Source organism: Nocardioides flavus (ex Wang et al. 2016) (assembly GCF_014653115.1).
In the GTDB taxonomy this organism is placed as follows: Bacteria; Actinomycetota; Actinomycetes; order Propionibacteriales; family Nocardioidaceae; genus Nocardioides; species Nocardioides flavus.
Genome location: NZ_BNAD01000036.1, coordinates 1 through 847 on the forward strand (window position 1 = coordinate 1; position 847 = coordinate 847).

At 63.6% G+C, this 847-nt stretch carries 1 protein-coding gene; it reads right to left on the bottom strand.

What is annotated here, in order from left to right:
- Window positions 1-102: 102 nt before the first annotated feature.
- Window positions 103-847, bottom strand: a 745-nt coding sequence (locus tag IE200_RS20480; RefSeq protein ID WP_229856906.1) for an ApeA N-terminal domain 1-containing protein, incomplete at its 5' end; no start/stop codon positions are given.

The following is an 847-nucleotide window of genomic DNA, read 5'->3' on the forward strand; positions in this document are numbered from 1 at the left end:
CGTGATGGTCCTCGAGGATTCGGTAGAAGGTTGACTCGAAGGATCACGCGGTGGCCGCGCCTACGTCCGACGTACACGCCGGTGACGATCTCGGCGACCGCGCTACACCACTATCGGGGACTCAACTTGCTCAAGCGCTGCCCCCGCTTCAGATATGGCGGTTTCGAGAGCAACCGCAGGCGTCCCAACCGAGTGGATCATCCCGGCGATGGCTCTCCGATGCCTATGCCTGAGGCCAAGCCATCGGCTGACTCCGCGGGCGCCGATGTCGTCGAATCGGAACAGAAACCTGTTGGACTGTTCGTTGCCCGTCGGCTTCGGCATCGCGTAGGTCGACACGCGGGCCCACCTTTCGCCCAATGCATTGCCCGCGAGCGCGCGCTCGGGATCGTCCTGCCGCGACACGCTTACGTTCCAGGTCCCGAAGTCGCGCCAACCTGCTACCACTAAGAGGTCGCGCACGCCTTGGTGGATGTCGAGATGCTCGCGCCACGGTCGCGCTCGTCGGGCGCTTGTCTTGACGCGCATCTCATCCGCGAGCGTGGTCTGGCCTGGAACGGACGACGCCATGACCGAGTAGGCCGGACGGATCTGCGCGTTGAGCGCACGGGAGATTGCAACCGGCTCTTGGTGCTTGACAGTGAAGATGGGGACTGCTGCACGGATAGGTGACATCTGATCTGTGGTGCCGAGAGGTGCCGCTGGAAGGATGTGCACTGCGCCGAAGCCGTACCCCCAGGAGTTCCGCGACGACGTGGTCCGTGTCGCGAGGAACCGTGAGCCAGGTGTCCATATCAAGCAGATCGCTGCCGACTTCGGCATCAGCGAGTCGTGCCTGACGAACTGG